This is a genomic window from Ruegeria sp. CDSC025 (assembly GCF_059610805.1).
In genome coordinates, this window is record NZ_JBXWOJ010000013.1 from 28,353 (window position 1) to 51,543 (window position 23,191).

The 23,191-nt window shown below is 58.5% G+C and carries 24 protein-coding genes; 7 read left to right on the plus strand and 17 right to left on the minus strand.

Features of this window, described 5'->3' with window-relative positions; genetic code table 11:
* Positions 1-35: 35 nt before the first annotated feature.
* Positions 36-629, plus strand: a complete 594-nt coding sequence (pncA, locus tag AC2FH8_RS16390; RefSeq protein ID WP_496690259.1) for a bifunctional nicotinamidase/pyrazinamidase — start codon at positions 36-38, stop codon at positions 627-629.
* Here pncA and AC2FH8_RS16395 read toward each other — a convergent pair.
* Complete coding sequence (locus AC2FH8_RS16395) at positions 626-1,159, minus strand: hypothetical protein (RefSeq protein ID WP_282022091.1); 534 nt, start codon at positions 1,157-1,159, stop codon at positions 626-628. The genes pncA and AC2FH8_RS16395 overlap by 4 nt on opposite strands.
* Positions 1,160-1,324: 165 nt before the next feature.
* Here AC2FH8_RS16395 and pncB point away from each other — a divergent pair, with 165 nt between their 5' ends.
* Positions 1,325-2,617, plus strand: a complete 1,293-nt coding sequence (gene pncB, locus AC2FH8_RS16400; RefSeq protein ID WP_142638615.1) for a nicotinate phosphoribosyltransferase — start codon at positions 1,325-1,327, stop codon at positions 2,615-2,617.
* Between the two features lie 3 nt (positions 2,618-2,620).
* On the opposite strand, the gene AC2FH8_RS16405 is transcribed toward pncB, so the two are convergent.
* From AC2FH8_RS16405 to AC2FH8_RS16430, 6 genes are read right to left on the minus strand one after another with little or no spacing between them, the layout of a single operon-like run.
* The gene (locus tag AC2FH8_RS16405) at positions 2,621-4,072 is read right to left on the minus strand and encodes an aldehyde dehydrogenase family protein (RefSeq protein ID WP_142638614.1); all 1,452 of its coding nucleotides are present in this window, start codon (positions 4,070-4,072) and stop codon (positions 2,621-2,623) included.
* A 32-nt stretch (positions 4,073-4,104) separates the two neighbouring features.
* Positions 4,105-5,703 carry an ABC transporter ATP-binding protein gene (locus AC2FH8_RS16410; RefSeq protein ID WP_496690301.1) on the minus strand — a complete coding sequence of 533 codons (1,599 nt, stop codon included), beginning with the start codon at positions 5,701-5,703 and terminating at the stop codon, positions 4,105-4,107.
* Positions 5,700-6,515, minus strand: coding sequence for an ABC transporter permease (locus tag AC2FH8_RS16415; protein ID WP_496690260.1), 816 nt, complete (start codon positions 6,513-6,515; stop codon positions 5,700-5,702). Before AC2FH8_RS16415 ends, AC2FH8_RS16410 begins: the two co-directional genes overlap by 4 nt.
* Positions 6,512-7,459 (minus strand): ABC transporter permease, encoded by a 948-nt coding sequence (locus AC2FH8_RS16420; protein ID WP_496690261.1) that lies wholly within the window; start codon positions 7,457-7,459, stop codon positions 6,512-6,514. Before AC2FH8_RS16420 ends, AC2FH8_RS16415 begins: the two co-directional genes overlap by 4 nt.
* A 40-nt stretch (positions 7,460-7,499) precedes the next feature.
* Positions 7,500-8,519: a hypothetical protein gene (locus tag AC2FH8_RS16425; protein ID WP_496690262.1), complete on the minus strand. Its 1,020-nt coding sequence runs from the start codon at positions 8,517-8,519 to the stop codon at positions 7,500-7,502.
* A 27-nt stretch (positions 8,520-8,546) separates the two neighbouring features.
* Positions 8,547-10,034 (minus strand): ABC transporter substrate-binding protein, encoded by a 1,488-nt coding sequence (locus tag AC2FH8_RS16430; RefSeq protein WP_496690263.1) that lies wholly within the window; start codon positions 10,032-10,034, stop codon positions 8,547-8,549.
* A gap of 170 nt (positions 10,035-10,204) precedes the next feature.
* On the opposite strand from AC2FH8_RS16430, the gene panB reads away from it, so the two are divergent.
* The 4 genes from panB (at position 10,205) to AC2FH8_RS16450 (ending at position 14,399) form a co-directional block, all read left to right on the plus strand.
* Positions 10,205-11,044, plus strand: coding sequence for a 3-methyl-2-oxobutanoate hydroxymethyltransferase (gene panB, locus AC2FH8_RS16435; RefSeq protein WP_496690264.1), 840 nt, complete (start codon positions 10,205-10,207; stop codon positions 11,042-11,044).
* Positions 11,041-11,883 carry a pantoate--beta-alanine ligase gene (panC, locus tag AC2FH8_RS16440; RefSeq protein ID WP_496690265.1) on the plus strand — a complete coding sequence of 281 codons (843 nt, stop codon included), beginning with the start codon at positions 11,041-11,043 and terminating at the stop codon, positions 11,881-11,883. The genes panB and panC overlap by 4 nt, the downstream gene beginning before the upstream one ends.
* Positions 11,884-11,952: 69 nt before the next feature.
* Positions 11,953-13,431: a glycerol kinase GlpK gene (glpK, locus tag AC2FH8_RS16445; RefSeq protein ID WP_496690266.1), complete on the plus strand. Its 1,479-nt coding sequence runs from the start codon at positions 11,953-11,955 to the stop codon at positions 13,429-13,431.
* Between the two features lie 203 nt (positions 13,432-13,634).
* Positions 13,635-14,399 (plus strand): hypothetical protein, encoded by a 765-nt coding sequence (locus AC2FH8_RS16450; protein WP_496690267.1) that lies wholly within the window; start codon positions 13,635-13,637, stop codon positions 14,397-14,399.
* Between the two features lie 157 nt (positions 14,400-14,556).
* Here AC2FH8_RS16450 and smpB read toward each other — a convergent pair whose 3' ends face one another.
* The 10 genes from smpB to AC2FH8_RS16500 all read right to left on the minus strand — a co-directional run bounded on the left by smpB (position 14,557) and on the right by AC2FH8_RS16500 (position 22,753).
* Entirely contained in the window at positions 14,557-15,033 is a 477-nt protein-coding gene (gene smpB, locus AC2FH8_RS16455; RefSeq protein ID WP_142638585.1) for an SsrA-binding protein SmpB, read from the minus strand.
* A gap of 46 nt (positions 15,034-15,079) precedes the next feature.
* Complete coding sequence (gene idi / locus AC2FH8_RS16460) at positions 15,080-15,622, minus strand: isopentenyl-diphosphate Delta-isomerase (RefSeq protein WP_271951847.1); 543 nt, start codon at positions 15,620-15,622, stop codon at positions 15,080-15,082.
* Between the two features lie 199 nt (positions 15,623-15,821).
* Positions 15,822-16,235, minus strand: coding sequence for a c-type cytochrome (locus AC2FH8_RS16465; protein WP_142638581.1), 414 nt, complete (start codon positions 16,233-16,235; stop codon positions 15,822-15,824).
* A 113-nt stretch (positions 16,236-16,348) separates the two neighbouring features.
* A complete protein-coding gene (locus AC2FH8_RS16470) occupies positions 16,349-17,362 on the minus strand; it encodes a P1 family peptidase (protein WP_142638579.1) in 1,014 nt (337 codons plus the stop codon).
* Positions 17,363-17,444: 82 nt separating this feature from the next.
* A complete protein-coding gene (locus AC2FH8_RS16475; protein WP_496690268.1) occupies positions 17,445-18,191 on the minus strand; it encodes an SDR family oxidoreductase in 747 nt (248 codons plus the stop codon).
* Between the two features lie 59 nt (positions 18,192-18,250).
* Positions 18,251-18,670 carry an alternative ribosome rescue aminoacyl-tRNA hydrolase ArfB gene (gene arfB / locus AC2FH8_RS16480; protein ID WP_142638575.1) on the minus strand — a complete coding sequence of 140 codons (420 nt, stop codon included), beginning with the start codon at positions 18,668-18,670 and terminating at the stop codon, positions 18,251-18,253.
* 262 nt (positions 18,671-18,932) lie between these two features.
* Entirely contained in the window at positions 18,933-19,577 is a 645-nt protein-coding gene (locus AC2FH8_RS16485) for a queuosine precursor transporter (RefSeq protein ID WP_142638573.1), read from the minus strand.
* Positions 19,578-19,668: 91 nt separating this feature from the next.
* Positions 19,669-20,553: an esterase-like activity of phytase family protein gene (locus AC2FH8_RS16490; protein ID WP_496690269.1), complete on the minus strand. Its 885-nt coding sequence runs from the start codon at positions 20,551-20,553 to the stop codon at positions 19,669-19,671.
* Positions 20,526-21,389 (minus strand): penicillin-insensitive murein endopeptidase, encoded by an 864-nt coding sequence (gene mepA / locus AC2FH8_RS16495; protein ID WP_496690270.1) that lies wholly within the window; start codon positions 21,387-21,389, stop codon positions 20,526-20,528. Before mepA ends, AC2FH8_RS16490 begins: the two co-directional genes overlap by 28 nt.
* Complete coding sequence (locus AC2FH8_RS16500; protein WP_271951852.1) at positions 21,386-22,753, minus strand: MFS transporter; 1,368 nt, start codon at positions 22,751-22,753, stop codon at positions 21,386-21,388. Before AC2FH8_RS16500 ends, mepA begins: the two co-directional genes overlap by 4 nt.
* 132 nt (positions 22,754-22,885) lie before the next feature.
* Between AC2FH8_RS16500 and AC2FH8_RS16505 the strand changes: the two genes are divergently transcribed.
* Positions 22,886-23,173 (plus strand): YggT family protein, encoded by a 288-nt coding sequence (locus tag AC2FH8_RS16505; RefSeq protein WP_496690271.1) that lies wholly within the window; start codon positions 22,886-22,888, stop codon positions 23,171-23,173.
* Positions 23,174-23,191 lie beyond the last annotated feature (18 nt).

Genomic DNA, 23,191 nt, shown 5'->3' on the forward strand with positions numbered 1-23,191 from the left:
GCCCACTACCGATAACGCAACCCAAGGAGGTCCCCATGACCCATGCCCTTATTGTGATCGATGTTCAGAACGATTTCTGTCCCGGCGGTGCGTTGGCGGTTCCCGGCGGGGATGAGATCGTGGCTCCGATCAACGCGATGATGCCAGATTTTGACACGGTGATCCTGACTCAAGACTGGCACCCTGCGGGGCATTCGTCCTTTGCCAGCAGCCATGCGAGCAAAAACCCCTATGACATGACCGAGATGCCTTATGGGCCTCAGGTTTTGTGGCCAGATCACTGTGTGCAGGGAACAAATGGGGCAGCATTTCATGCGAACCTGCGTACGGATGGCGATCTGATCCTGCGCAAAGGGTTCCGCAGCAACATCGATAGCTATTCGGCGTTCTTTGAGAACGACCAGACCACGCCCACCGGGTTGGAAGGGTATCTGCGCACCCGTGAAATCGAGAGACTGACACTCGTCGGGCTGGCCACGGATTTCTGCGTCTACTACTCTGCGGTTGACGCAGCGCGGCTGGGTTTCGACGTGTCAGTTCAGATGAGAGCCTGCCGGGCAATTAACCTGGATGGGTCATTGGCCTCGGCAGAGACCGCGATGAAAGATGCTGGCGTTCGGCTGATTTAAGGGGTTGCCCCCGCAGCCGCCAGATACTTGAGCAGCGCAAAGATAATCACCGCCAACCCCAAAGCAAACCCAACCCGGCCTGGTACAGTTCGGCGCTTTGGTCCGACCGATTCCGCCTGCTGTGGCCTGGGTTTCCACATCGGAACCTCTTTGGGCAACCCGGCGCGCGGCTTGGCGGCTTTTACATCGTTCATGAACTTCAGGAAATCAAACTCGCCGCAATATTCGCCTTTGACTCCCGTCGTCCGGATATTGTGAAACAAGGCTCGCAGAATGCGATCCCTGTCCGCCGTATCCTGTGGACGGTAATATCCATGGGTAATCTCGCTGCGCGTCGAATCCAGACCAAAACCGGCATCATGAAAAATTTTGCGTATTTTGGGTGACGCTGCCCGCAATGCATCGGCTGTTTTCACATTCCGAAACAGCGCACGCACCTTGCGTCCGTTTTGCGCCCCTGACGGGGTCGTCTCCGGATCGTTTTCCCCCGAAGCGATCGTTACAATATCAAAGTCGTACTCGAGAACCATTCACTAACTAAACCTCGACTATCCATCCCCCTCTTTCCACTAACCGGTGAAAAGACCCCACAATATGCTCGCATTGTGACTTGACCTTGTCATTGTCATCAATTTAGCGACTCTTGCCATTCCACGCACCTATTGATCTAACAACGGAAATCGCAGGAGTTCCCAATGGTCGATATTGCGACGCGAGTATACAATCACAAATGGAAGATTGACCCGATTGTCCGGTCTTTAATCGACACAGACTTCTACAAACTGCTGATGTGCCAGTCAGTGTTTCGAAATAAGCCCCAAACGGATGTGGTGTTTTCACTTATTAACCGGTCGAATCACATTCCATTGGCTGAATTGATTGATGAGGGAGAGCTGCGCGAACAGCTGGACCACATTCGGTCACTCAGCCTGAGCCGGGGGGAAAGCACTTGGCTGCGCGGCAATACCTTTTATGGCAAACGTCAGATGTTCCGTTCGGATTTCATGGGGTGGTTCGAGAACCTGCGACTGCCGCCCTACCACCTTGAACGCAAAGGTGATCAGTACGAATTGACCTTTGAAGGCAAATGGCACGAGGTCATGCTGTGGGAAATTCCCGCATTGGCAGTCCTGATGGAGCTGCGATCCCGCTCGGTGCTGAATGCGATGCGGCGGTTCGAGCTACAAATTCTCTATGCTCGTGCGATGACCCGTGTATGGGAGAAAATCGAACACTTACGAGGGATTCAGGGGCTGGGCATCGCCGATTTCGGCACTAGGCGGCGGCATTCCTTTCTATGGCAGGACTGGTGCGTCCAAGCCATGATCGAAGGTCTGGGCCCTGCATTTACCGGCACCTCGAACTGCCTGATCGCCATGCGGCGCGAGGTCGAGGCCATCGGCACCAATGCCCACGAGTTGCCCATGGTTTACTCTGCGCTGGCTGATACTGATGAGAAACTGGCGCAGGCACCCTATGATGTGCTTAGCGATTGGCACGAGGAACATGACGGCAACCTACGGATCATCCTGCCTGATACCTATGGCACCAAGGGTTTTCTGGACGACGCGCCAGATTGGTTGGCGGGATGGACCGGCATCAGAATCGACAGCGGTGATCCGGCAACCGGTGCAGAAACTGCGATCAAATGGTGGCAATCGCGCGGTGAGGATCCCAAACAGAAACGCGTGATCTTTTCTGACGGTCTGGATGTCGGCAAAATCCGCGAACTGCAAAGTCAGTTTGCAGGCCGCACCAAAGTATCCTTCGGCTGGGGCACGCTGCTGACCAATGATTTCAGAGGGCTGGTTCCCGATGACGCGCTGGCACCCTTCTCGTTGGTCTGCAAGGCGGTTTCGGCCAATGGTCGCCCGACGGTCAAACTGTCGGACAACCCGGAAAAAGCGATGGGTCCGGCAGATCAGATTGAGCGCTACAAACGTGTCTTCGGCGTCGGGGTGCAACAGCCAATCGAGGTCATCGTTTAGGCCCTAACCATGGAACGCAGCTACCGTTTTCACCTGTGAGAACCCGTACAACGCTTCGAACCCTTTTTCGCGACCATGGCCAGATTTCCCGACACCGCCAAAGGGCAGCTCCACACCGCCGCCAGCGCCGTAATTGTTGATAAACACCTGCCCCGACCGCAACTTCTTTGCCAGCCGCATCTGCCGCGCGCCATCGCGTGTCCAAATGCTGGCAACCAGCCCGTAATCGGTGGAGTTGGCGATCTGCAGGGCCTCTTCCTCGGTCTCAAAGGGGATCAGCACTTGGACTGGGCCGAAAATCTCATCCTGTGCCAAAACATGATCAGGGGGTACGTCGGCAAACAGGGTCGGTTGCACATAGGCGCCAGACTCGGGTGCGTGGCCAACAATCGGCCCCTGGCCCACGATATTCAGATCTGCGCCTTTGTCGATAAATCCAGTCACGATGTCCTTCTGGCGCGCTGAAATCAGGGGCCCCAGGCGCAAATCTTCGGACGCGGGCCCAACGGTCAACTCGGAATAGGCCGAGGCCATGCGCGATTTGACCTGCTCATACACTCCGCGTTGCACCAGAACGCGGGAGGAGGCCGAACAGGTCTGCCCTGCGTTCTGAACGCCCGCATTCACCAGAAATGGCAGGGCCGCATCCAGATCTGCATCGTCGAACACCAGCTGCGGGGATTTCCCGCCCAGCTCCAGCGTCACTGGCACCACGTTATGCCCAGCGGCCTGTTGCACCAACGCGCCGGTGGCAACGGAGCCGGTGAAGGACACATGCTGAATCCCCGGATGCGCCGACAGCGCCGCCCCGGCCTCGGCCCCCAGCCCCGGAACCACGTTCAAAGCGCCTGCCGGCAACCCAGCCTGCTGCGCCAGATGGGCAAAGGCAAGCGCGGTCAAACAGGCCTCTTCCGCTGGTTTCAGCACACAGGCATTGCCCATTGCCAAAGCCGCCCCGACAGAACGGCCGATGATCTGCATAGGATAATTCCACGGCACAATGTGGCCCGTCACACCATGCGGTTCGCGCAGCGTGTAGACGGTATAGCCATCCAGATAAGGGATTGTCTCGCCCATCACCTTATCCGCCGCGCCTCCGTAAAACTCACAATACCGCGCCAGTGCCACCGCATCGGCGCGCGCCTGTGTCAGGGGTTTGCCGACATCCATCGCCTCCAACGCGGCCAGATCATCGACACGCTCCAGCACCATCTGACCCAACCGGGTCAGAATGCGCCCGCGCTCTAACGCGGATTTGCGGCCCCAGTCCCCATCCAACGCTTTTTGGGCCGCGGCCACGGCTGCGTCGATGTCACCGGCATCTCCGCGCGCGATCCGGCAAAGTTCAGATCCGTCCGAGGGGTTGATCAGCGGCAGATCGGCCTGCGAGGCAGGGCGCTGCCATGCACCGCCAATCAGGCACAAGCTGGGATCGAACCACAGGGGATTGGTCATGTCAGGCTCCATTTCGTCTCTAACATTGAAGTTTACGCCACATCCTGACCGATATCCGACAGGATAGGTGCAGCGGCAATCAGGGTTTGGGTATAAACGTGCTGCGGGTTGGAAAAGACCTGTTCGGTCTCACCCTGTTCGACAATCTGCCCCGCCTGCATCACCAAAACCCGGTCGGTAATGGTGCGCACGACGCTTAGATCGTGGCTGATGAACAGATAAGTCAGGTCATAGGCGGCGCAGAGCTCGGCCAGCAGATCAAGGATCTGCGCTCGGACAGAAACATCAAGGGCCGAGACCGCCTCGTCAAACAAGATCAGTTCGGGCCGGATGATCAGGGCACGGGCGATGGCGATACGCTGCCTCTGCCCGCCCGAGAATTCGTGAATGTACCGACCCGCGTCATCGGGGCTGAGACCTACGGCTGTCAGAATCTCGACGATCCGATCCTGCCGCTCGGACCCGGTTGGGGGATGTTCGAGCAGGTGAAACGGCTCGGTGATCAGGCGCGTGACCCGGTGTCGGGGGTTGAAGCTGCCATAGGGGTCCTGGAACACAACCTGCATCTTACGCCGGACGGCCAGATTGGGATTGTGCCCGGTGAATACTGGTTGCCCGTCCAGCAGAATCTGGCCGCTCTGCACCTCTTCCAGCCCCAGGATAGCCCGTGTTAGGGTCGATTTTCCGCACCCGGACTCTCCGACCAGGCCCAAGCGCTCGCCTTTGTTCAGTGTAAAACTGACCCCAGCCACAGCCCTGTGGTGTCGCGGCGCATCAAACAAGCCCTTTCGGGGCAAACGGTAATCCCGGACCACCTGTGCAACCTCAAGCAAAGGCTGTGCCGGTTTGAGTTCCGGCAGGTCGACCTGATGGCCCGAAGCCCGGAACAGCATGCGTGTATAGGGGTGCTGCATGTTCCGCAGCAAGGGTTCGGTGGCGCCGGCCTCGACGACTTCGCCATAGCGCATGACGATGATCCGGTCGGCCATATCGGCCACAACCGCCAGATCATGGGTGATCATTAGCAATCCCATGTCGTATTCGCGCACCAACCCCGTGAGCAGGTCTAGAATCTGCGCCTGCGTAGTGACGTCCAGCGCCGTCGTAGGTTCGTCCGCGATCAACAACCTTGGGCGCAACGCGATGGCCATGGCGATCACCACGCGCTGACGCTGACCACCGGACAGCTCATGCGGGTACCGGGACAGAGGGAACCTTTCGGGCGGAAGGCCGACGCGCGTCAGCACTTCTTCGGCACGGGACCGGGCCTGTGCAGTAGGCATGGCTTTGTGGATCAGGATTGTCTCCATCACCTGATCCCCGATGGTTTTGACCGGGTTGAGCGCGGTCATGGGTTCCTGAAACACCATCCCGACCGAGGCGCCACGCAGGGCGCACATCTCATCCTCGGAACAGTTCAGCAGGTCCAGCCCGTCCAACCGGATCGCGCCCGCGGCATCCGCACCGTTTGGCAGCAGTTGCATCACCGCCAACGCCGTCATGGACTTGCCCGAACCGCTTTCACCGGTGACGGCGACGATCTCACCCGACGCAACAGACAGGCTAACCTGTTTGAGGATCTCCATGCCATGAATCGACAGGTTGAGATTTTCAATTTCCAGCAGGTTCATGCGCGCGCCACCCGTATTCGGGGGTCCAGCCAATCCCGCAAACCGTCGCCCAGCAGGTTCAGCCCCAAAACAGTGACAATGATTGCAAGCCCCGGAATCAGAGCCAAATGCGGGGCAAAACTGACCATCGTCTGCGCATCTGCCAACATCCGGCCCCAACTGGGCGTAGGCGGTTGCGCACCCAACCCGACATAGGACAGGCCTGCCTCGGCAAGAATGCCAAGGCTGAACTGGATGGTGCCCTGTACGATCAGCAAGTTCGCCACATTCGGCAGGATGTGTTCCGCCGATATCCGCGCCGCGCCCTTGCCCGAGACCCGGGCGGCCAGGATGAACTCTCGCTCCCACAGGGACAGTGCAGCGCCACGGGTGATACGGGCAAAGACCGGAATGTTGAAGATACCGATGGCAATGATGGCGTTGACCGCCCCAGCACCGAAAACGGCAGTGATCAGGATGGCGATGACCAACGACGGGAAAGCAAAAACCAGATCGTTGCCGCGCATGATCACCTCATCCAGCCACGTGCCTTTGCGCGCCGCTGCCGCCAGACCAAGTGGCACGCCCAATGTCATGCCGATCCCCACCGCCACCAAGGCCACAGCGATTGAAGTGCGCGCACCCACCATGATCATTGAGAACATGTCCCGCCCAAAATGATCGGTGCCAAACCAGTGCTGCGCGTTGGGTGGTTGCAGCTTGGCGGGAATATTCAGCGCGGCGTGCGCATAGGGCGTCCAGACAAAGGAAAGTGCCGCCGCCAAGACCACCAGCGAGGAGAGTACTGCACCAAGGATGAGGTTGCGGCTCATGTCCTGCTCCTCAGACGGGGGTCAACGGCGGCGTAGGCGAGATCAACTAGAAAATTCACCGTGATCACTGCAAAAACCAGCAGCATGACCACCGATTCCACCACGATCAGATCGCGGGCCGAGATTGCCTGAAACACCAACCGCCCGAGGCCGGGCAGGTAAAACACCTGTTCGATAATGATGGACCCGGCCAGAAGAAAGGAAAACTGCAGCCCTATGATAGTCAGCACCGGGATCAGCGCATTGCGCACCCCGTGACGCCACAGCGCCTGTCGGCGGGACAGGCCCTTGGCCCGTGCGGTGCGCATGAAATCCTCACCCAGAATATCCAGCAGGGCCGACCGCATGACCCTTGCAAGAATCGCCGCCTGTGGCAGGGCCAGCGCTATGGCTGGCAGGGTCAGCGAGTGTAGACCGGTCCAAAACCCGTCGTCCCAGCCTCCGAACCCTCCAGCGTTGAACCAGCGCAGATTGATGGCAAAGACCAGCACCAGCATCATTGCAAACCAGAAATTTGGCACGGCGATGCCGAGCTGTGTGGCCCCCATGACCGCCACATCGCCGGGCCGCCCTCGGCGCGCAGCAGCGTAAATCCCTGCGGGAAAGGCGATCAGGGTTGAAAGGGTCAGCGCATAAAGCGCCAGCGGCAGCGACACCCAAAGTCGGTCCGCAATCATCTGCGACACCGGCGTGCGATAGGTGTATGAGGTGCCGAAATCCCCGACCAGCATTCCGCTGACCCAGTTGAAATAGCGCTGCGGTTTGGACACATCCAACCCCAGCTCGGCCCGCAGCGCGGCCAGCGTGTCGGCCTGCGCGTTGACGCCAAGCATGAAGGATGCCGGATCGCCCGGCGCGACCTCGATCACTGCAAAAATGACCACCGAGGCGATAGCCAGGCTGATCACCAGCGAAATCAGACGTTTGAGGGCATAGCGTAGCATTACAAACAGGTTACGGGTGCGAGCCGCGCCTACGCAACAGCTACTTGTAGGACTGCTGCTCTTGCCGGACCAAATCGGTCGCGCAGGTCGAAAGCTTCGCCGAGGGTGCGCTGTCCACCAGCGTTTCCAGATTTGTCTCGGTCCGGGCCAGTGCCGCCCGACGAAGGACCATCAGGCGCGCGCGAGGACTGTCCAGAAACTGCTCCTGCGGGATGAGCGTTTCCAGCGGGCTGTCGATGCGGATGACCTCGAAATAGCCGCCAAACAGGGCAAGGAAGGCAAAGGCGCAGTTTGGTGCCTCGGCCCCGCATTGGTCAGAACAGAGCTGCGCGATGGGGCGGGTCGACTGGGATGTCATCAACCAGTTTTCCACCGCCGGGCGCCAGCTATTGTCCACAGACAGATCGCCATATCCCAGCCCCAGGGCCAGCAACCCCGCCATGCCCAGCGCCTGATCGGAATTCATGTCAACTGGATCAGGCTGAATGTGGCGCAGCGCTGCCAGACCGTCGCCGCGCGGCTCGGGATCGACCGTCAGATAACTCAGATAAGGTTTGAGGTCCTGCATCAGCTGCCCATCCGCCAACAGATCGCCGCGCATTTCTGGATCGCCATAGAGCGCCACAATTCGCGTCGGGTAGTCCGTAGCTTGATGTTCTCCCAACGCATTGAGCTGTGCAATCAGCTTCGGGTCTGGTGTGGGGCGTTTGGCATCCAACAGCGCTTGGGCAAGCTCATTTCCACCTTTCGCCTCGACCAACAGCCAGGATCGGCCAAAGGCCGTCAGGTCTTTTTGACGAAACAGCTTGCGCGAACCCTTTCGGCCCAGCGATTGGCGGAACGGAGATGGTCCAAGATCGGCGGTTTCAATTCGCCCCAACAGCAGACGAGCCTGCGCGTTGCCATCAGCCGCCAGATCCGCCAGCAGTGGCAGAGCGCGTTCATCATCGCCCTCCAGCCACAGTATCACCGCCTGTTCAAGCGGCGTATCCCCTTTGGCGACCGGCGCAATCACGGCTAAAACCGCAATCATCAACGCAACGAGGGTTGATCTTCTCATGCGCCGGTCTCCTCTCTGGAACTGGTCTTATTCCGCCCAACTGATGGCGGTCAGGTCGATGGCCGCTGTGGGTGCGTTTTCCCAAAGTCCCTGAACGCCAGCCTTGGCAACGCCAAGCTTGGCCAGCTGGAACAGATACCCGTTGACGTAATCATTTGCGATCAGACGCTGCGCTTCGCCCAACAGGCGGGTACGCTCATCAGGGTCGGTGGTGGCGTTCAACGTCTCCATCAGCGTCTGAAAGTCGATGCTGTCATACTGGAAATAATAGTCGGGCCGCGCATAGATGCCGATATCCATCGGCTCGGTATGGCTGACGATAGTCAGACCAAAATCCTTGCCCTTGAACACCGATTCCAGCCACTGCGCCCATTCGACATTGATGATTTCAGCCTCAATCCCGACCTCGGCCAGTTGTGCGGCGATGATCTCGCCTCCGCGGCGAGCGTAAGAAGGCGGCGGCAGGTGCAGAGTGGTCTTGAACCCTTCGGCATAGCCCGCATCGGCCAGCAACTGCGCGGCCTTCTTGGGGTCATACGCCGAATTGCCGGTCAGATCGACATAGGCGGGGTTGTGCGGGGCAAAATGCGTTCCGATGGGCGTGCCATAGCCGAACATCGCGCCGTCAATAATTGCCTGACGGTCGATGGCATGGGCCAGCGCCTGCCGCACCCGGATGTCGTCAAAGGGCGGCTGCTTGTTGTTGGTGGACAGAATCGTCTCACCCTCGGTCGAGCCGACAAGCACCTGAAAGCGCGGATCAGCCTCGAACTGCGGCATGTTCTCAGGCGCCGGGAAAATGTCGAACACATCAACATCCTCGGCCATCATGGCGGCAAAGGCGGCGGTCGGGTCCGAGATGAACTTGAATGTAGCAGACTCTAACGCGGGCTGATCACCCCAATAGTCGGGGTTTCGCGTCAGCGTGATGCTGTCCCCCTGCACCCAGTCCCCAAAGGCAAACGCGCCGGTGCCGACCGGGTTGGTCTTGATCGTCTCTATGCTTTCGGGGGCGACAATCACCGCATCCCCCCAGGCCATATTGAACAGGAAATTCCCGTTTGGTCCTGACAGGGTGACCCTGACGGTCAGCGGATCCACGACCTCTACGCTTTCGATCCCGGCAAACAGGGCTTTTTGTGCATTGGCGCTGTCTTCAGCGCGGGCCCGGTCAAGGCTGAATTTGACGTCCTCGGCATCCATGGTGGTGCCATCGTGGAAGGTCACACCATCGCGTAGCTTAAAGGTATAGACGGTGCCGTCGTCTGATATCTCCCAGCTTTCCGCCAGCCCGGGCACGACCGATCCGTCGCCCATGAACCGGGTCAGACCTTCGAAGATATTGGTATAGACAACCGAATCGATGGCCTGTGCCGCAGCGCTGGTCGGGTCCAGATGCGGCGGCTCAAGCTGCATTGCGATGGTGATGTCGGATTTGGCCAGGGCTTGGGTGGCTATCAAACTGGCTCCAATCGCCAGCGCCGATGCAAAAGACCGAAACATCTGCTTTGTCATATCGTTGTCTCCCCACTGAAACTGTGTGGTCCTGCATGTCGCGGACCGGTCTGCGGACCAATGTCCCTTTAAACCTTAGGTCAATCAAGGAAATGTTCGCGCAACCGGGCTATCTTTGGCCCGGTCCAATCTGCTATGCCGCACCGCAACATGAACCGCGAGGAGCGAGCATGAGCGCCACCGCCCGCAAAAGAGCCCCGAATGCCGTGGATATTCGCTCCCGAAAAGGTGGCGAGCCACTGGTCAGTCTGACCGCATATACAACTCCGATGGCCCGACTGATGGATGATCATTGCGACTTTGTTCTGGTCGGTGACAGTGTCGGCATGGTGCTACACGGGTTGGAATCCACCCTTGGCGTGACGATGGAGATGATGATCCTGCATGGTCAGGCTGTTGCTCGCGGGCTGGACAAGGCGATGATGGTCATCGACATGCCCTTTGCCAGTTACGAGGAAAGCCCCTCACAGGCGTTCCGCAATGCCGCCCGCCTGATGGCGGAAACCGGTGCCGGTGCGATCAAGCTAGAGGGCGGGGTCGAAATGGCCGAAACCATCCGCTTTCTGGTCAAGCGCGGCATCCCGGTGATGGCGCATATCGGCCTGACCCCGCAGTCGATCAACACGCTGGGCGGCTACAAGGTGCAGGGCCGTGATGATCAGGCACAGACGGTACTGGCCGATGCCCATGCCGTGGCTGATGCAGGCGCCTTTTCCCTTGTGTTAGAGAAGGTCCCGCAGAGTCTAGCCAACCAAATCACTGCCGAGGTCGCCATCCCTACTATCGGCATTGGCGCGTCCGCCGGATGTGACGGGCAAATACTGGTGGTGGACGACATGGTCGGCTTTTTCACCGCTTTCAAACCGAAATTCGTCAAACGATATGCCGAGCTGGGGCCACTGGCCGAGGCCGCCATCGCCGAGTACGCCGCCGAAGTGCGCGCACGCGCTTTCCCCGCCGATGAACATGTCTTTGCCAATCAGGCTCCGTCACAGGGCACAGTTAAATGACCGCTCCGATCCTGCGTCGCCTCTCCGATCTGCGCGCCTTGACCGCCAACTGGCGCAAGAATGGTGAGGCAATCGGCGTCGTCCCAACTATGGGCGCGTTGCATCCGGGGCATCTGTCTCTGGTTGAGGCGGCCAAAAATGGCACCGACCGAGTTATCGTGACGATTTTCGTGAACCCAACGCAGTTTAACAACCCCGAGGATCTGGCCAATTATCCGCGCACCGAAATCGAAGATGCTCAGAAACTGGCGCCCTATGGCGTTGATGCGATTTATGTGCCGGACCCGGACGAGATCTACCCGCAAGGCTTTGCCACCACCGTATCTGTAACTGGCCTGACAAATGTGATGGAGGGCGAATTCCGCCCCGGTCATTTCGATGGCGTCGCCACTGTGGTCGCCAAACTGTTCCTGCAAACCCAGGCAGACAGAGCCTATTTTGGGGAAAAAGACTATCAACAGCTGCTTGTCGTGCACCGCATGGCGCGTGATCTGGATATCCCGATCGAGGTGATCGGCTGCCCCACGGTGCGTGAACCTTCGGGTCTGGCCATGTCCTCACGCAATCAGCGCCTCTCGCCCGAGGGAATGGAGATTGCAGCGCACAAACACCGCATCATGCTGGATCTTGCCAACGCGCTAAAGAACGGCGCCCCGTTCGACACACTGGCAGCACAGGCCAGTACCGATCTTTTGGCCGCAGGTTTTACACAAGTGGAATATATCCAACTGCGCTGTGCGGAATCTCTGAACCCGCTGACACATGCCGACCGACCCGCCCGCCTGTTTGCAGCGGCCTGGGCGGATGGAGTGCGTCTAATCGACAATATTCCCGTCTGAACACTCTGGTACGCAACCGACTGTTTGCGCTAAAGTCTCGCAAAACCAAATGCGAAGGGGGGCGCAGGCGTGACCTATATTCTTGCCATTGATCAGGGCACCACATCATCACGGGCCATTCTGTTCGACGCGGACATGCAACGGGCAGGCACCGCGCAGCATGAATTCACGCAGCATTTCCCACAAGAAGGCTGGGTCGAACACGATCCCGAGGAAATCTGGGACAGCGTCCTACGTGTCTGCCGCGAGGTGATGCAGAGCGTTGGCGCAACCCCCGATCAGATTGCCAGTATCGGCATCACCAACCAGCGTGAAACAACCGTGGTCTGGGACAAGCAGACCGGCAAGCCGATTTACAATGCTATCGTCTGGCAGGATCGCCGCACCGCCGATATCTGCGCCCGCTACAAGCAGGCCGGTTGCGAGGATGACGTAACCCAGCAGACCGGGCTTTTGCTGGACCCGTATTTTTCGGGCACCAAAGTCAAATGGCTACTGGATAATGTCCCCGGCGCCCGCGACCGCGCCGAGGCAGGCGAGCTACTGTTCGGTACCATCGACAGTTTCCTGATCTGGCGCCTGACCGAAGGCCGCAACCATGTGACAGACGCCACCAACGCTGCCCGCACACTGCTGTTCGACATCCACAAAGGCTGTTGGAGCACCGAGATCTGCGATCTGTTGGATGTGCCCATGTCCATGCTGCCCGAGGTGCAGGATTGCGCCTCGGATTTCGGAAAAACGACTCTGATTGGGGGAAATATCCCGATTCTGGGTGTTGCAGGCGATCAGCAGGCCGCGACCATCGGGCAGGCCTGTTTCCAGCCCGGCATGATGAAATCGACCTATGGGACGGGGTGTTTTGCGCTGTTGAATACCGGGCCTCAGCCGGTCGCCTCGAAGAACCGCCTGCTGACAACGATTGCCTATCAGTTGGACGGACAAAGAACCTATGCCCTTGAGGGTTCGATCTTTGTCGCAGGCGCAGCAGTCCAATGGCTGCGCGATGCGCTGCAGATCATCGAAACCGCCCCGGAAAGTGGCGAGCTGGCGCAACAGGCCGACCCCAACCAGCATGTTGTGCTGGTGCCCGCGTTTACCGGATTGGGCGCGCCCTATTGGAAACCAGATTGTCGGGGCGCGGTCTTTGGCCTGACCCGCAATTCCGGGCGGGCAGAATTTGCCAAGGCAACACTGGAAAGCATCGCCTATCAGACCCGAGACCTTTGGCACGCCATGCAAGGCGACTGGGGCGCAGATACCGATGTCATCTTACGCGTCGACGGCGGTGCCAGCGCATCCGATTGGGCGATGCAAGGCCTGTCGGATTACCTCGGCGCCGAGGTCGACCGACCCGTGATGCAGGAAACCACCGCTCTGGGCGCGGCCTGGCTGGCCGGTATGCGCGCGGGCATCTACCCTGATCAACAGGAATTCGCGGAAACCTGGGCGCTGGATCGCCGGTTTGAACCCAAACTATCCGCAGAGGAACGCGACGCCGCCTATGACCGCTGGCAACGCGCTGTTCAGGCGGCCATGGCGTTCTGATCGGTGCCGCATTTGGGCTCTGCTTTGTTCAAGGTTGGGTTTTTTGGGGCCACCTGTGCGAACGGTGAATTTCTACGGCAAGTCAGTGCTGCGAGTTAGGCTGATGGTCAATGTCGGTAGAGCGGACAAACCAGCCGTTCGCTTCAGCGCCTGGATAGCATCGGTGCTCTGTTGTCTGATACCCTGTATTGGAGAGTCTCGCAATGAATGATGACGCAACAACTGTTCTCGAATGGACCTTCGAACCGAAGGACCTCTTCGAAGAGATTATTGATGTCGAGATACTGTCCGGTAGTGTACATATCGAACAAGGAGTTGCTCGCGGGCATTTCCTACCGTCTGAGTATGAACGAGGCATCGAGTTTCGAGATGAGGCTCATCGGAAGTTAGAGCCTAACTTCTTGGGCCAAGCCGTCGTTACAGGTAAGCAGTTCGTTCTGAACTCCGCACGATTGACCCGTGAATACCCCGACGGGCGTTCCGACCTAACCATCATCGCGGAAGTGGGCCACTTAAATCTGTCAACGTTCCCAACAAACGTAGACGTCATCATCCGTGGCAAGGACGGCAATGTCACTTTCGACACCCAAGCGGAGCGCTTCGCAGAACAGGCTCGGTTTCGAGCCAAGTTCGCCGACGCCTTACCACGTTTCCCCGAGATCAGGGCAATGGCCGAAAGCTTGAACAGGTCCTTCGAAGATGAGGCGAACTGCTTCGTTCATCTTTACGAAGTTCGGGATCGCATTCAGACCATTTTTGGTAATGCTAGGAAAGTGATGAGGGAGTTAAATGCCGAAGATGAATGGAAAACAATCGGCGAGCTATCCAATAATCCGAATAATGCTCTGGGCAGGCACCGTGGCAAGGGCACAGACCATAAGAAGCCTGATCAAGATGACTTGCGGAAAGGTCGGGATGCGACCAGGCGGTTGATTGTCGCCTACGTCGATCATATCAGCCGAAGCTAGAAACGCCCAAATGCGGGAGCATTGCACCCGCTGCAGCCGATTTACGCAGCATCGGCAGCTCGGGGCTCTAACCGGACATCTGCCGTACCTGTAGCCCCGGTAGCCTGATTGAGAACGCGAGGATCAAATCCATCTGACAACCGATAGTCGAGCGCCTTTAGCTGTGATCTTTCAGCAAGCGTTGCTTTTGCCGTGACCAGTCGCGCTTGGCCTGGGTTTCGCGTTTGTCGTGGTTTTTCTTACCCTTGGCGATGCCGATCTTAATCTTGGCCAGGCCCTTGTGGTTGAAATACAGGACCAACGGCACAAGCGTCATGCCTTTGCGTTGGGTCGCGTTCCACAGATTTGACAGCTCTTTGCGCGACACCAATAGCTTACGGCGACGACGTTCTTCGTGCTTAAAGACCTTGGCCTGTTCGTAGGGGGCGACATAGCTGTTGACCAACCACAGCTCTCCGTCGTCAACCGTGGCATAGCTTTCGGCGATGTTCGACCCGCCTGCCCGCAGGGATTTGACCTCGGACCCGTGCAGCATGATGCCGCACTCGATATCCTCTTCGATCGCGTAATCGAAACGGGCGCGCCGGTTTTCGGCGATGACTTTGTAATTCGGGTCTGTCTTCTGCTTGGCCATGACGGGTTGATTTATGCCCCTTGGGCGGACCTTGCAAGCAGGTGCATCAGGATTTGGCCGAGATAATCAGATCGGGGCCGAAAATCGTGTCGGCGTGGTTGTGCAGATAGATTTTCAGCCAAGGCGTAAACCGGTCAGGATGGCGCTGCACCTCGGCCAGCAGATCGTGGTAGTCGATCCAGCGGATATCCATCACTTCCTCGGGGTTCGGCTCGATCTTCAGTGGTCCTCGAACATGGGCCAGGAATACGTCTACCACCTCATGCTCGATCAGCGAATTGCCGACATCGGCGTGATATTCCAAACGGTGACGATATTCGGGATACAGCCCAGTGATCCCCAGTTCCTCTTGCAGGCGACGCACCGCACAGACCGAGGGCATCTCACCCCAGTCAGGATGGGTGCAGCAGGTATTCGCCCACAGGCCGGGCGTGTGGTATTTGCCCATCGCCCGGCGCTGCAGCAAAATCTCGGTGCCGCGCACAACAAAGACCGACACCGCTTTGTGCCGCAGACCCTTTTCATGGGCTTCAAGCTTTTCAACGGGGGTCAATTCACCATCAACCCAGGCCGGGATCATGATTCCCATTTGTCGTCTCCTGCTGCCGATCCGCCTGTGCGACCGGGAATTCCGGAATAGCTTTGGCCTGATAGGCTTGGCTGTGGTGCAAAGCGGGCAATGCACCACGCGATTCCAAACTGGCGTCTATTGATCCGGTTATCAACCGCACGAAAGGCCGCAGGGGCTGCGGCCTTTTCTGGTCTTACCGATTGCGTGGTTTCCCAGGTTATTCGCCCGAAACACTGACGATATAGGCGTAAACGTCCTCAGCACCCTTTTTCAGCTTGAAGGTCATTTTGGACTTGGCCGAGGTCTGATCCAGATAGGATTGCAGGAAGGCTTTGGGGTCCTGGGCATATTCGACAAAGGTTGCCTCGTCCCAGACCAAGCCGTTTTCACCGGCTTCGACAATGCTGTCACCGTATTTGAACCCTTCGACCGTCCCAGCAGTACGGCCTGCAACCCCATAGAGGTTCGGGCCGGTTTTTCCGCCCTTTACGATCACCTCGCCATCGGGATCAGCAATCAGATGGCAGGATTTGCATTTGTTGAAGGCTTTCTTGCCAGCTTCGGTGTCACCTTCAGCATAGACTGGAAGGGCCAGTAGGCCGGCAATTGCGGTCGCGAGGATACGATTCATAACTTTTGCTCCGATACGAATTGGCTGCACAGAAAGGACCTCTGGCGCGGCAGAGAGTCAACGCGCAGATTGCCGCGCGATGGCACTGTGTCACAGCCGGGATCGGGTCGTCCTTAACTTAAGTCATGTACGTCTGCCCAACAGGGCAGAAGATCGCCTGCACTGGGTGACGCCAGATAAATCGCACGGGCGATCGCCCGCGACAGGCAAACCGAGGCTGCATGCGCGATCATAGGCAGCACGCTTGGGTCAACAGCTTGACCGGAAGTGCTGATGCCGAAAACCAGATCACCATCTTGTGAAGTATGCGCAGGCACAATCGCGCGAGCGATGCCATCATGAGCTGTCACCGCCAGGCGGTGGCACTGTGTCTTGGTTAACGCGGCATCAGTTGCGACAATTGCAATGGCCGTGTTGGCCCGGTCTGGGTCAACCTGCCCCATAGCTAGAGCTTTGCGGCTTTGCTGAATCTGTGCTTGACCCGATGAGAGGTCTGGCCCCAGGCCGCCAAATTCGTTGTCGATCTCGAATGGCGCCGCCCAGAAGTGGCGATCCCCAGGTGTCGTGACGCTGCCAACCGGATTGGCTGCCACAAGCGCGCCTACAGTGATGCCGTCGTCCAGAACCAACGATGCAGAACCCAGGCCACCTTTTTGCATAGCCGCCAATGCGCCGGTTCCTGCCCCGACTGAACCGAGCGCAAAACGTTCTGCGGCAGCGTGGTAGGCTGCCTTTCCGAGAGCGCGGTATGGATTCTCGGACCAAGTTTTATCGCCGCCATTGAGTAAATCGAACAGAATTGCTCCCGGCACGATGGGCACAATCGCATTCCCGACAGCAAAGCCGCGCCCGTCGCCCCGCAAACCATCCGTAACCCCTGAGCAGGCGTCCAACCCGAAAGCCGAGCCACCAGACAGCGCGATCGCATCGATTTGATCAACGGTTTTGTCCGGTGCCAACAAGTCAGTTTCACGCGTGCCCGGCGCGCCCCCCATTACATGGACAGAAGCAACAAAGGGTTTGTCCGCCGTCAGAACAGTTGTGCCCGATTTCAACGCCTCGTCCTGCGCGTTGCCGACCTTCAGCCCTGGGACATCGGTGATCAGGTTTTTGGATCCGGGAGTCATCGAAACCTCTGACGTTGGGCAGGGAAGCGCGCCTCGGCGCGCTGCCTCTGGTGGAGATATTTTGAGCCAAATGAAGTCCGGATCAAATGCATCGGCCCCCGTCCACTTCGAGCGTGGTGCCCGTAATCATACTGGCTTCATCCGAGCACAGAAAGCAGGCGGCGTTGGCCATGTCTTCGGGAGTCGAGAAGCGACCCAATGGGATGGTCGACAGGAATTTGGCGCGAATCTCGGGGGTGTCTTCGCCCATGAAGGATTTCAGCAGCGGCGTTTCCCCAGCCACAGGGCAGATCGCGTTGACACGCACGCCGGACGGAGCAAGTTCTACCGCCATGGTCTTGGTTGCGGTGATCATCCAACCCTTGGACGCGTTATACCAGTTCAGGTTGGGGCGTGGGGACAGCCCGGCGGTTGAGGCGACGTTCAGGATCGCCCCGGTTCCGCGTGCCTTCATCATCGGCACAAAGGCGCGGGCAGTCAGATAGACGGATTTCATGTTCACGTTGAAGACACGGTCGAAATCCTCTTCGGAGACGTCCTCCAGCGGGGTCGGCAGATGGGTCACTCCGGCATTGTTGACCAGGATGTCGAGCCCGCCAAAGGCGTCGTGGGCGGTGCCCGCCATTTCCTGAACCGATGCCCTGCTGGCCACATCAACCTGCTGCGCGATGGCCTGCGCGCCCAGCGTTTCTGCCATTTCGCGGGCCGCAGCGCCGTTGATATCCGCGATCATAACGCGTGCGCCCTCTGCAATGAACTTCTGTGCGATACCGGCCCCGAACCCGGACGCGCCGCCGGTTACGATTGCGGTTTTTCCCTCCAACCTCATGGCTTTGCCTCCTTGTCGCCTGTCAGGGCAGAGTAGCAAGGCGCAAAGAAGTTACCAGATCAATCTTCGTCGACCCTGCCGCGCAGAGATTTGACATCCGAACGGGCCTTTTTGGCGGCCAATCGACGTTTGACCGAGCCATAGGTGGGCTTGGTGGCGATACGCCGTTTGGGTTTGACCAGCGCGCGGGTGATCAGTTCAGCCAATCGCACCCGCGCAATCTCGCGGTTGCGGGCCTGGCTACGCGTTTCCTCGCACTGGATGATGATCGCGCCCTCTTTGGTCCAGCGCCGCCCAGCCAACCGTTTCAGCCGCGCCTTGACCGGATCAGGCAGTGAGGGCGAGCGCGCCGCTTCGAACCGCAACTCGACTGCGGTCGAAACCTTGTTCACGTTCTGCCCGCCAGGGCCGGAAGAGCGCACAAAGCTTTCGGTCATTTCCCAGTCTTGCAGGGTGATATCGTCATTGATCCGCAACATGGGGCGGACCTTACAAGTGCTGTGCGGAAACAAAAAGGGCCGCCCTAGCAGGACGGCCCTTCGAAAGTTCAGGAGGTTGGGTCGGTTAGATCAATCGACCAGCCGGAGCGAGCGCTCCACCAAGGGCTGCCCTAACGGGCGATCCCCCCGGTTGTTCCAACACCTCTCTCCAATCTCTTTCTCGACACTGGATCACCTCCTTTTCTATCTGTTGCGGTTAACTAGGATGGTGACACAAGCTGTGCCATTCTCAAAGCGTTTTTTACACGGGCTGCGCGGTCAGGCGCGCAACGATCACCTTGAAGGGGATCAGCGCCACCAGCGCCAACGACAACTTTACCAGCCAGTCGGCAAAGGCCAGCGTGACCCACAGGGGTGCCATCGGGCCAGACAGCATGAAGGGAACAGGCTCCCACGCCCAGCTGATCGCAGCGTCGGCATTGGCGCCGAAGATCGCGATCGAGGCAGAAAAGGCGATAGTGAAGAACAATGCTGTATCCAGCGCCGAACCCACTAGGGTCGAGACCAGCGGTGCGCGCCACCAGCGACCCCCGCGCATTGCATTGAACACGGTGACATCGGTCAGCTGGGCGATCAGGAAAGCAGTGCCAGAGGCAACAGCGATCCGCAGCGGCACAGCGGCATAGGTGAACCCGTCGCCCTGCAGCATGATCTGGCTGCCGATCAGCGAGCAGACGATGCCGGTGACGAACCCGGCAAACACGACCTTGCGGGCGGTGGCCACGCCATAGACGCGGTTCATGATGTCGGTGACCAGAAAGGCCAGTGGATAGGTGAAAGCACCCCAAGTCAACAGCCCGTCAAGGATCAGGAACTGGACCAGAATGTTCGAAGCCACAACGATGGTGGCCATGGCAAGAATGCCGGGAATAAAAGCGCGTTGCATGTTTTGATGCCCGTTTTGACAAGGTAGCGGCGACTTGGCCAAGGGACCGTCCCAAGGCAAGCCGTGCGTTTAGACCTTTGTTTCGAGCCTGTCAATCGGGCAGCAGATATTCCACCAGTTCCGTCCGCTGAAGGGCCAGAAAATTGTCATCCGAAATCATCGTAACCCGCAACCTTCCCTGATCGTCACGCCAGACCGACAGGCCTTCGAGGTTGTCATGCGTCCCGCGCGCGGTTTGCAGCAAGATCTCTTCGGATTGCGGAGTGTCACCATTCAGTTCCCAACGCCTGAGCTGCGACCGAAAGCCTGTCAGGGACACCGATCGTTCCAGCACATAGAACCGCCCGTCGGGGCCGAAATCCGCGGCTACTGGCAGGAACTTGCCCCGTTGCGGCAGGACAAAAGGTGTCGACCACGACAGACCATCCCAACGATATACCGGTATGTCCCCCGATACGGTACGGCTCTTTTCGGTCAGGGTGTACAGCCGCCCAAGCCTGTCAATGGCCAGTGCCTCGAACGAGCCGTTATGGTCAAGAACCTCAAAGGCTTTGGGGCGTGGCAGAACCTGCGCCGGGCCGGTTGGATCGGAATAATAAGCCACCCGGTGCACACCCTCGAATGAGATATAGACCCCACCGTCAGGGGCGATTGCCAGGCCTTCGGAATCGCCCGCGGTGCCCACCAGAACCTTGCCGGTGCTGGACAGGATGGGCCAGTGCCGCTGGATCTCGATGCCAGTAATCTCATCTTCGTTTCGATCAATACGAGCGTCCAACATCGTTGCACGATCACTCAGCGCGATCATGCGGGTGCCACCGTCAAAGATGTGAATTCCGGAATATCCGCCGAACCAATCCGCCTGATGTCGCCATGCAAAATTGTTCAGCAAAGCGGCAGGCTTTACCCCCTCCGCCCAGACCATACCTGTAAGCAGCAGCGCCGCGATCAGTTGGATTGCAAGACGTTTGTGCATTGCTTGGGCAGATCGGCCAGCCGGTATTCGCGTCGCTTCTTGGGTGCAGGCGCGTTTGGATCGGGCGGTGGCGGGTTGAGGATGTTGTTCACCCATTGCTGTGCTTCGGCGCAACCATCACCCTTGGGCGGCGGATCCTGGTTCACGCAGCCGCTTGATCCTCTGGGGCAGGCCAACCGCACGTGGAAATGATAGTGATGGCCCCACCACGGCCGGATTTTACGCAGGTAAGCTCGGTTTCCCTTTTCGTCATTGCACATCTGCACCTTGGCACCGGGAAAGACGAATATCCGCGCCACGCGCTTGTCTTTTGCCGCTGCACGCAGCACTGCGTGATGCTGTTTGGTCCAGCTGCCGTTGACGAAGGCACCGTTCGAGCGGCGCAGGGAAATCGAAGAGATATTCTCGCGCGTCTTGCGGGAAAGACGCATGTTGTCACCGGGCAGCATCCAGATATCGATGTCCAGACCCAGCTGGTGGCTGCGGTGGCCCGATGTCATCGGCCCGCCGCGCGGCTGGCTGATATCGCCTATATAGAGACCATTCCATCCTGACTGCTTGGCCGCAAACCGGCTCAGATCCTGGACATAGTCGATCGCCTGCGGATGGCCCCAGTTGCGGTTGCGTGACAGGCGCATGGCCTGCCATGTGGGTCCGGTTTCGGGCAGTTGTACCGCCCCCGCCGCACAGCCGCGCGAATAACTGCCGAAAGCGGCCGGTTTTTGTTGTGAACTTTGCTTTTGGCCTCCGAATAACTGCTTGGCCAGCGGCTCGGAACCTGCGGTACCGGCGAATGTGATTGCGGCAATGACCGCGAAAAAACGTAATAAAATCATCTGCTCTGATCCCCTTCCGGTTTCACCCAGCGCATTAGGAACAGTCCCAGAATAAACAACAGAACTATGGGTGACACCCCCAGTCGCGCACTACCGGTCAGGGTTGTGGCAATCCCGATCAACAACGGGGCCGCAAATGCGGTGGCGCGGCCGGACAAGCCATACAGGCCAAAGCTCTCGACCGGGGCAACGGGATCGGTGTGGCGCACCATCAGAGAACGGCTGGCCGATTGCAGGATGCCCCCCATGCCGCCGATCAGAACACCGCAACCAAAGAACACCAGATCCGGCAGGCCCGACCCTTCGGGCAGGGTGATGCCGTAGATCTGGGTCCGGTCCATCATCACGACGGTGATACAGACAAAGATCAGTACCCAGATCGCAACCAGAATGACAGGTTTGGGGCCGTATTTCTTGTCCAGCTTGCCGCCAAGCCAGGCAAAGGCTGCCGCAGCCAGAACGCTGACAATCCCGAATACGCCGATCTTGATCAGATCCCATTCCAGCACCAGCCGCGCATAAACGCCGCCAAATGTATACAGCCCGTTCAACGCGTCACGATAGAACATGGACGAGCCCAGATAGCTGGCGAGGCTAACGCGATTGCGCAGGTTAGAGACTGATTTGACCAGCAGCTGCAGCGCCTCTTTGACGCTGCCTTTCTTTTCGACATCTGGATCGTCGCGCACCCACAGGAAATAGGGGATCATGAACAGAATGAACCACACGGCGGTGAACGGCCCGACAAAACGCGTGCCTTCGCGTGCTGCGGCGTCCAGACCAAAAACAGGGTCCACGCCGATCAGGGTCTTGCCATTACCCTGCTCAACAAACAGGGCCAGCATGATCGCCAGCGAGATAAGCCCGCCGAAATAGCCAAAGGCAAAACCCGAACCCGATATCTCGCCCACCTCACTGTCATCACCCAGATCGGGCAGCTGAGAATTGGCGAAGATCAGCGCGTATTCCGCCCCGACAAAACCCAGGCCAAAGGCCGACAGCATCAGCCACATGTTTGACCCGTCCGGCAACGTGTACCACAGCGCAGCAGAGCCCACCGCGTACATGATCGAAAAGCCGAATATCCACGGAATCCGACGGCCCGAAACATCTGCCATCGCCCCCATCAGCGGGGCACCGAAGGCGATGATCAGCCCCACGATGGTCATGCAGTTCGCCCACACCGTCTGCGCCCGTGCGTCTGCGGCATCGGAACCCAGCCCGGCGTTCAGATAATACTCGGCGGCTACTCCGGCAAAATAGGGCCCAAAAACAAAGGTCACCAACAGCGTGTGATAGGGCTGACTTGCCCAGTCGAAGAACCACCAGCCCCAGATACGTTTGCGCTTGGAAATCTCTGCCATACCTGCCCCGTTTTTTATTGTTGGCGTCATAAGACGGGGCTTTGGCCCATTTCGCAAGCGTTCTGTTGGCGCGGACTTGCTCTTTTGTGCAGGGGCGCTTAGGTCTCAGCAGATGTGAAATCCGGAGGCCCCATGCTGTCATTGATCCAAATTCTGCTGCTGATTCTGGACATTGTCTGGTTCATCATTCTGGCCCATGTCATCATGAGCTGGCTGATCAATTTCCAGGTGCTGAACCTGCATCAACAGTTGGTAGCGCAGATCTGGTACGGGCTGAACCGCCTGTTAGAGCCGATTTACGGCCCGATCCGACGCGTTCTGCCTGCAATGGGCGGACTTGACCTGACGCCCCTGGTGGTTCTGATCGGTGTCTATGCGCTGCGTATTGTCCTGATCAACAATATGGTCTATTTTGTCTGACCTCTTGTTCAGTGAATC